Origin of the sequence: Maribacter sp. (genome assembly GCF_049667165.1) — a bacterium.
Lineage (GTDB): Bacteria > Bacteroidota > Bacteroidia > Flavobacteriales > Flavobacteriaceae > Maribacter_A.
The window spans coordinates 1-3,713 of record NZ_JBATHS010000263.1 but is presented as its reverse complement, the minus strand read 5'-3'; the positions used below and the strand labels follow the sequence as shown (position 1 = coordinate 3,713).

General features: G+C 42.3%; 3 protein-coding genes. 1 reads left to right on the top strand and 2 read right to left on the bottom strand.

Features of this window, described 5'->3' with window-relative positions; genetic code table 11:
• On the top strand, nucleotides 1–1,523 hold a 1,523-nt coding region (locus WBM98_RS12775; protein WP_424366407.1), incomplete at its 5' end, for a TonB-dependent receptor plug domain-containing protein.
• A gap of 10 nt (nucleotides 1,524–1,533) precedes the next feature.
• Here the strand turns inward: WBM98_RS12775 and WBM98_RS12770 are convergent.
• Nucleotides 1,534–2,814 carry an MFS transporter gene (locus WBM98_RS12770; RefSeq protein ID WP_424366406.1) on the bottom strand — a complete coding sequence of 427 codons (1,281 nt, stop codon included), beginning with the start codon at nucleotides 2,812–2,814 and terminating at the stop codon, nucleotides 1,534–1,536.
• A gap of 239 nt (nucleotides 2,815–3,053) precedes the next feature.
• Nucleotides 3,054–3,713, bottom strand: a 660-nt coding sequence (locus WBM98_RS12765; RefSeq protein WP_424366405.1) for a sugar phosphate isomerase/epimerase family protein, incomplete at its 5' end; no start/stop codon positions are given.

Genomic DNA, 3,713 nt, shown 5'->3' with positions numbered 1-3,713 from the left:
AGGCCCTATCAAGTGTCTTACTACTGAATACCACCGATGTAGCCGAACAGGAAAAAACCGATATTTCACTTATGTCCGTTGGTGGAGGTATCGGACATACCGAAATTTGGGGGAATGAATCCTTAAGTATAAACACATCCTATGCCAACTTGGCTCCATATCAGGCCTTGGTGCCATCAAACCAGGATGTGCGATGGCGAAAGCCCTATGAATCCTTGGCCGGAGAAGCGGTTTTTAGAAGTAAGGGCGAAAACAACATCTTTAAGTTGTATACCGGTTTTAATCACAGTACTTTGGATATCGATCAAGAGGATATCAATTATAGCGGGTTGATTCGGTTTCGATTGAAAAACAACAATCTATATGTAAATTCAGCCTACAAGCACTTTTTGAGCAATGCGTGGACTTTGGCAACTGGGGCGAGTATCTCCATGGACAAAAACAATATGGATATCCTTACGGATGCCATTAAGAGCAAAGAGATCGGGGCACATTTCAAAGTAAGGCTGAAGAAAAATTTCAGTAGTCGATTTCAATTGAACTTTGGTTCGGAGTATTTTAAACTGGCTTATGACGAAAATTATACGGCAACGGATGGTAACGATTACAAAAGCGATTTTAATAATGATCTGATCGCGGTATTTGGTGAGACGGATATATTTTTCAGCAACCGTTTTGCAATGAAATTGGGGGCAAGGGGAGAGCATTCAAAGGCTACCCAAGCATTCAATTTGGCCCCTCGCGTATCCTTGGCCTACAAGAGTGGTGAAAATGGGCAATTTTCCCTGGCTTATGGCGATTTCTATCAAGATACTTCTTATGCATATGCCAAGTTCAGCAAAGAACTCGGTGCTGAAAAAACGTCCCATTATATACTTAATTATCAGTACTTGGGGGATGGAAGGACCTTTAGGGCGGAGGCCTATTACAAGGATTATGGGAATTTAGTGAAATTTGATACCAACAGGCCCCAATTCGACTCCAATTACAATAATTTGGGTAGCGGCTATGCGGCTGGGTTGGATGTTTTTTGGAGGGATAACAAAAACATCAAGAACCTGGATTATTGGGTTTCCTATTCCTATCTAAATACCCAACGGGATTATTTGAACTTCGCTGAAAAGGCGACGCCAAATTTCGCGCCTAAAAATAATTTTTCGCTAGTTACCAAATATTGGGTGAACGATTGGCGTTCGCAGGTCGGTTTTTCCTATACCCACGCCTCTGGAAGGCCATATGACAATCCGAATACCGAAAGCTTCCTAGCTGAAAAGACAAAGGCTTACAACAACCTAAGCGTCAATTGGGCCTACCTGATTTCCCCTCAAAAAATCTTGTACTGCTCTGTGAGCAATGTATTGGGCTTTGACAATGTAAACGGATATCAATATGCGGATGCTCCGAATGCCAATGGCGTATTCGACAGAAGAACAATTCGCCCAAATGCTGATACGTTTTTCTTTGTTGGTTTCTTTTGGACAATAAGCACCGATAAAACCAGTAACCAATTGGATAATCTTTAATTTATAGCAACTAATCAACCGTTTCAACATGAGCTTCATTATCCTGAACAATAAGACATAATAGTCCGGCTAGGAACATGGACACCCCCCCGATTATCATGGCATAAATAGCGTCGTTTTGAAAAAATGACTTCAACATAAAACCCAAAATTCCGGCGGCCACGATCTGAGGGATGACGATAAAGAAATTAAACACACCCATATAATAGCCCATTTTGTTGGCAGGTAAAATACTGGAAAGCATGGCATAGGGCATAGAGAGAATGCTCGCCCATGCAATACCGACCCCTATCATGGATACCAAAAGCATATTGGGGTCTGTAATAAAGTAAATTGAAATTAGACCAATGCCTCCCATGAACAGGGCCAGTAAATGGGTGATTCGTCTGCTTGTTCTTTTGGCAATGACCGGCAGTAGAAAGGCTACAACAGCTGCAATACCATTATAGATGGCAAAACAGATACCGACCCAATCCGCGCCTTCGTTGTAAAGGGCAGAAGTTGTATCAGAAGTGCCGTAGACATGGCTTGTTACAGCCGATGTGGTGTAGATCCACATGGCGAATAGTGCAAACCATGAAAAGAATTGCACAAAGGCCAATTGCACCATGGTCTTGGGCATTTTGAAAATACCTGCGAATGACTCCACCAAACCAGTAAAAACACCTGTTTGTGCATTTTCCAATTTAAGTTTTTCCAAATCATCCGGGGGATATTCCTTTGAGTTGAAGACCGTCCACATGACGGCACAGAAATAAGCGATTCCCCCTAAATAAAAGGACCATTTCACTGAATCCGGAATTCCACCATCAGCCGCAATATTACTTATTCCGAACAAGTTTGTAAAAATGTAGGGGAGGGCCGAAGCGATTATTGCACCAATCCCTATAAAGAAACTCTGCATTGCGAATCCACTCGTACGTTGTTCATTGGGCAACATATCACCGACAAATGCACGAAAGGGCTCCATACTAATATTAATCGATGCATCCATCAACCAAAGCATAATGACCGCCATCCACAGTGCCGTTGAATTAGGCATGGCGAATAAGGCAATCGTAGCCAGGATTGCCCCAACTGCAAAAAATGGTCTTCTACGACCCCATTTTTTATGCCAGGTACGGTCACTATAATACCCGATGATGGGTTGTACCAGCAGCCCTGTAACAGGAGCTGCAAGCCAAAGGATAGGAAGCTCGTCCTTGGAAGCCCCCAGGGTTTCGAAAATTCTACTCACGTTCGCATTTTGCAATGCAAAGCCAAATTGAATGCCCAAAAACCCGAAACTCATATTCCAAATTTGCCAAAATGATAATCGAGGTTTTTTAGAACTTATAGAAATTTGAGTCATGTGGTTGGTTTTTTGGTTTGTAGCTATTGACGAATAAAATTAGTCAATTTTAAGATGGGAATGCAAGCAAAAGCTCCAAGCTATTTAGTTCATGTGCCGAAGGGTTTTTTTCATTTTTACGCTTTTTCCTCCCAAAGAAATCAAAAAGCCACGAAAATAAGGTTGAATGATACCTTTTGCTAATCCAATGCTGCCCAAACGCTTTCAATCAGTTTTTTGGTTGCCTTGATACCTTCAGATTCACTTAAACGTTCCCCTTCATATTCAACACCTATATATCCTTGAAAATCAGCATCTTTGACCGTTTTCAAGAGTTGGTTATAATCAATTATGGTTTCGTTGCCTTCAGCATCAAAATCATAGGCTTTGGCACTGACCCCTTTGGCGTAGGGTAAAAATGCTGCTAGGCCTTTATGGGGATCATATACTTCGGTGCATTTATTGTTCTGGGTGCTTCCCCAAGCAGCATTTAAACACCAGTTTCCAAAATCGGGTAAGGTCCCCAAATATGGATTATCGACCTTTTTGATTATATCCACCATAAATTCCGCATTGGAGGTATGCAAACCATGGTTTTCAATGATAATACTGACACCCACTTTTTGGCCATAGGCAGCGAGTTCGCCCAAGCCATCGGTCAAGGTCTTCGATAGCGTATCCATATCCGCCTTGCCGAAGGCATTTACGCGTATCGAATGGCAGCCCAACAGCTTTGCCGCATGAATCCACTTGTAATGGTTTTCGACGGCGGTTTTACGTTGTGAATCCTTCGGGTTGCCCAAGTCACCCTCACTATCGACCATGATCAAAAGACTTTTGACTTCTTCATTATCCGCTTT

Bases quoted from the DNA above. Each gene is read 5' to 3' on its own strand.
- WBM98_RS12770 (WP_424366406.1), bottom strand. From the start codon at position 2,814: ATGAGTTTCGGGTTTTTGGGCATTCAATTTGGCTTTGCATTGCAAAAT.